General features: G+C 62.8%; 4 protein-coding genes. 3 read left to right on the forward strand and 1 reads right to left on the reverse strand.

Translation table 11 applies throughout. The annotated features are described in order from the left end of the window. On the reverse strand, nucleotides 1-1,178 hold a 1,178-nt coding region (locus tag CIC12_RS33530; RefSeq protein WP_238812995.1), incomplete at its 3' end, for an FAD-dependent monooxygenase. A gap of 374 nt (nucleotides 1,179-1,552) precedes the next feature. Between CIC12_RS33530 and CIC12_RS31840 the strand changes: the two genes are divergently transcribed. From CIC12_RS31840 to CIC12_RS31850, 3 genes are all read left to right on the forward strand, one after another. After that, a complete protein-coding gene (locus CIC12_RS31840) occupies nucleotides 1,553-2,530 on the forward strand; it encodes an ABC transporter substrate-binding protein (RefSeq protein WP_168670425.1) in 978 nt (325 codons plus the stop codon). A gap of 37 nt (nucleotides 2,531-2,567) precedes the next feature. Further along, the gene (locus CIC12_RS31845; RefSeq protein ID WP_168665288.1) at nucleotides 2,568-3,593 is read left to right on the forward strand and encodes an amidohydrolase family protein; all 1,026 of its coding nucleotides are present in this window, start codon (nucleotides 2,568-2,570) and stop codon (nucleotides 3,591-3,593) included. 65 nt (nucleotides 3,594-3,658) lie between these two features. Then, nucleotides 3,659-4,499 (forward strand): amidohydrolase family protein (locus tag CIC12_RS31850; RefSeq protein ID WP_168670368.1); only part of this gene is annotated, 841 nt, incomplete at its 3' end.

The raw sequence follows: 4,499 nt of genomic DNA on the forward strand, positions 1-4,499 counted from the left end.
CCCGAGCGCTGCGCGAGCCAGTCTTCGAAACCCGACAGATAGCGCGCGTCGCGCTCGCGCAGGTTTTCGTGCGAAATGCGCTGTGAGCGCGTGAGCAGCGAATACGCGAACTGTTCCGGCTCGAACGATGTATAGCGATCGACGTGCTCGAACCATTCCGTCGAATTGCGCGCGGCGTTCTGGATGCGCAGCACGCCGATGCTGCGCACTTCCGTGTAGTGCTGCAGCGCGGCGGCCAGATCGCCGGGATGGGCGCCGATGCTGTTGGCGAGTTCAATTGCGTCTTCGAGCGCGAGCTTGGTGCCCGAGCCGATCGAGAAGTGCGCGGTATGCGCGGCGTCTCCCATCAGCACGATCGGCGTTTGCGAACCGTCGGCGTTGCGGCGCCAATGTACCCATTCGCCGTTGACCACGCGCGGAAAACGGATCCACTGCGACGAGCCGCGCAAATGCGCGGCGTTGGACATCAGCGCGTGGCCGTCGAGATACTTCGCGAACAGCTTTTCGCAGAAGGCGATGCTGTCTTCCTTGCTGATTTCGTCGAGACCGGCGGCGCGCCACACGCGCTCGGGCGTCTCGACGATGAAGGTGGAAGTCTGATCGTCGAAACGGTAGGCGTGCGCCTGGAACCAGCCGGATTCGGTTTCTTCGAAAGCGAAGGTGAACGCGTCGAAGAGTTTTTTTGTGCCGAGCCAGACGAAGCGGCAGTCGCGTGTGTCGATGTCCGGCTGATACGTGGCCGCGTATTTTTGCCGGATCACGCTGTTCAGGCCGTCGCAGGCAATGATCAGGTCGGCTTCGTAGACGTTGTCGTCCGTCACCTGGGTTTCGAATACCAGCTTGACGCCGAGTTCTTCGCAGCGTGCTTGCAGGATGTTCAGCAGGCGCTTACGGCCGATGCCGCAGAAGCCATGACCCGACGAGCGGATTTGCCGGCCGCGGAAATTGATCTCGATGTCGTCCCAGTGGTTGAACGCGTCGAGGATCGCGTCCGCGCTCGGGGCGTCGGCGGCGCGCAGGTTGCCGAGCGTCTGGTCGGAGAACACGACGCCCCAGCCGAAAGTGTCATAGGGACGGTTGCGCTCGACGACCGTGACTTCGTAATCCGGGTTGCGGCTTTTCATCAACAGGCCGAAGTACAACCCGGCCGGGCCGCCGCCGATACAGAGAATGCGCATGCTTGCTCCCCCAATGTGGAATCCGCTTTGGGGTAATTTAGGTCTTGATAGTTTAGGTGTCAAGTAAATTCGAGTCGAGGCCGGGCGGGAGGCGTAGTGCTGCGGCATGTCGAACAGACGGAGAGCCACGTCCCACTCTCCCGCGCAAAACAGAAGCACCCCGCCACTTCGGACCGCAGGCACGCCGTGCACATTGACATGCCAACTCGTCAACCCCGCCCCCACCTCCATCCCCCGCAATCAACAAAAGTGCCATTGAATCTAACTTTTGTGTAGGGACGCCCGATCCATCCTCAAATATTCTCTACCCCATCGAGATACGCTGGCGCCGGGATCCTCATCCAGCCGCCGCGACGACCCATTCACAGGAGAGGATGTTGACCAAGAAAGTCCCGCTCAAGATCGCCATCGCCGAGCACCCGCACACCGCCGCTATCCGCAACGGTTCGATCCCCATCGAGGGTGTAGACGCCGAATTCGTCACCGTCAAGCCGCAGATCGGCGCGTTTCGCCGAATGGTGCGCGATGTCGAGTTCGATGTCTGCGAGCTCGCGCCGACCACCTACATCATTGCCCGCGCGTATGGCGCACCGTTCGTCGGCCTGCCGGTTTTCGTCGTGCGGCGCTTTCATCATGGCGGCCTGCTGGTTCGCCCGGATGCCGGCATCAGGACGCCGAAGGACCTCGAAGGCAAGAAGGTCGGCGTGCGCGCGTATTCGGTGACGACCGGCGTGTGGACGCGTCAGGTGCTGATCGACGAGTTCGGTCTCGATTCGTCGAAGGTGACCTGGGTGGTCGATGACGAAGAGCACGTCACGCAACTGAAGTTGCCCTCGAATGTCATTCACGCGCCGCAAGGCAGTTCGCTTGCCGACATGATGGCCTCGGGCGAACTGTCGGCGGGTTTCGACGCGGCCGCCGGTATCGGCCGCAAGGGTGCGCCGACAGGCGGCTGGCAGGAAGTCGAGGCCAACTATCCGGATCTGCTGCCGAACGCTGCGGAGCTTGAGAAGGAGTACTACGGCCGCACCGGCGTGTATCCGATGCACGGCACGATCGTCGTGAAGGACTCGGTGCTCGCCGACCATCCGTGGATCGCGAAATCGATCTACGACGCGTTCGTGCAGGCGAAGAAGGAATGGCTCGCACGTCTCGACGCAGGCGATGCGACGGCCCCCAGCGACAGGAAGTACCTCGAACTGCGCAAGATCGTCGGATACGATCCGCTGCCGTACGGTCTGCAGGAAAACCTCAAGACGATCGAAACGCTGGAAGCGACCGCGTTCAGGCAGGGGCTGACGCCGCGCCGCATGTCGATCAACGAACTGTTCGTGGATCCGCTGGCCCGCTGAGCCGAACACCATCCTCCTGCACGAGACTGGACACACCATGATTATCGATTGCCACGGTCACTTCACGACCGTCCCCGCCTCATTCCGCGCGTGGCGCGCCAGACAGGTCGAATTTGCCAACGATCCGGCCAATGCGCCGTCACGCGATGGCGCTTTTGTGAGCGACGACGAAATCCGCGAAGCCATCGGCAACGGCCAGCTCAAGCTGCAACGCGAGCGCGGCAGCGACCTCACGCTGTTCTCGCCGATCGCGGGCCTGATGAGCCACCACCTGGGCAACGAGCGCACCAGCCTCGAATGGGCTGAAGTCTCGAACGACCTCGTCTACCGCGTGACGGAACTCTATCCGGACAACTTCGCGCCGGTGTGCCAGTTGCCGCAATCGCCCGGCGCCGATCCTGCAAACAGCATTGCCGAACTGCGCCGCTGCGTCGAACAGATGGGTTTCGTGGGCTGCAACCTGAACCCGGACCCGAGCGGCGGCTACTGGACCGGCAAGCCGATGACCGATCGCGAGTGGTATCCGCTCTACGAAGCACTGGTCGATCTCGACGTGCCCGCGATGATCCATGTGGCCGCATCGTGCAATCCGTGTTTCCACGGCACCGGTGCGCACTACCTGAACGCGGATACGTCCGTGTTCATGCAGATCCTGCAATCGGACCTGTTCAAGGACTTCCCGACGCTGCGTCTGGTGATTCCGCACGGCGGCGGCGCGGTGCCGTATCACTGGGGACGTTATCGCGGCATGTCGCTCGAGATGCGCGAGCGTCCGCTCGAAGGGCTGCTGGACAACATTTTCTTCGACTCATGCGTGTATCACAAGCCGGGGGTCGAACTGCTGACCAAAGTGATTCCGGCCGACAACGTGCTGTTCGGCTCGGAAATGATCGGTGCGGTGCGCGGCAAGGACCCGGCCACGGGCCAGTACTTCGACGACACGAAGCGCTATATCGACGCATGCGAGGCGCTCTCGGACGAAGACCGCTACAAGATCTTCGAAGGTAACGCACGCCGGGTCTACCCACGCCTCGATGCACGCCTGAAGGCGCGCGGCAAATAAGGACCATCAGGCGGCACGCGACATGGGCGCGGGCCGCATGCAATGAGAACAGCACAGAGACATTCATGACAATCGTTGATATTCACCCGCACATCATCTCCGGCGACGAAACCCGCTATCCGCCGGCGCCCCTGTTCGGCAAGCGCTCGGACTGGTCGCAGGAGCGTCCGACGACCGTGGAAACGCTGATCGCATCGATGGATGCGGCCGGCGTCGCGAAGGCGGCTGTCGTGCATTCGTCGACCACGTATGGCTTCGACAACAGCTACGTGGTCGATGGCTGCGCGCAATACGCGGACCGTCTGGTGGCCGTCGGCTCGGTCGACGTGTTGCAGGAGGATGCGCCGGAACGCATCCGCGAATGGGTTGGCCGGGGGCTCGCCGGACTGCGCCTCTTCACGGGCGGCAGCACGAAGGAGTTCGACCCGAGCGAGCTGGACGATCCGCGTTCGTTTCCGGCGTGGGAACTGTGCGGCGAACTGGGCCTGCCGATGTGCATCCAGACCGGTCCGATCGGCCTGCCGCAGGTGACGGCGCTGGCCAGGCGCTTCCCGAAGGTCGCGATCATTCTCGACCACCTGGGACGTCCCGAAGTGGCCGACGGCGCGCCGTATGCGAAAGCGCAAAGCCTGTTCGATCTCGCACCGCTCGAGAACATCTACCTGAAGCTCACGCCGCGTATCTTCGGCGATGTGAAGAAGGAGAAGGCGAGTGCAGCAACGTTCTTCCCGCGTGTGGTCGAGGCGTTCGGCGCGAAGCGCATGGCCTGGGGCTCGAACTATCCGACCTCGACGGGCACGCTCGCGGAGATTCTCGCGACCGCGCAGGCTGGTCTCGCGAGCCTGAGCGATGCAGACCGCGAATGGATCTTCGGCAAGACGGCGCAGCAACTGTATCCGGCTTTGG

Origin of the sequence: Paraburkholderia sp. SG-MS1 (assembly GCF_012275575.1) — a bacterium.
Taxonomy (GTDB): domain Bacteria; phylum Pseudomonadota; class Gammaproteobacteria; order Burkholderiales; family Burkholderiaceae; genus Paraburkholderia.

Excerpts from the sequence above, each read along its gene's own strand:
- CIC12_RS31845 (WP_168665288.1), top strand. The coding sequence starts at position 2,568 with ATGATTATCGATTGCCACGGTCACTTCACGACCGTCCCCGCCTCATTC.
- CIC12_RS31840 (WP_168670425.1), top strand. The coding sequence starts at position 1,553 with ATGTTGACCAAGAAAGTCCCGCTCAAGATCGCCATCGCCGAGCACCCG.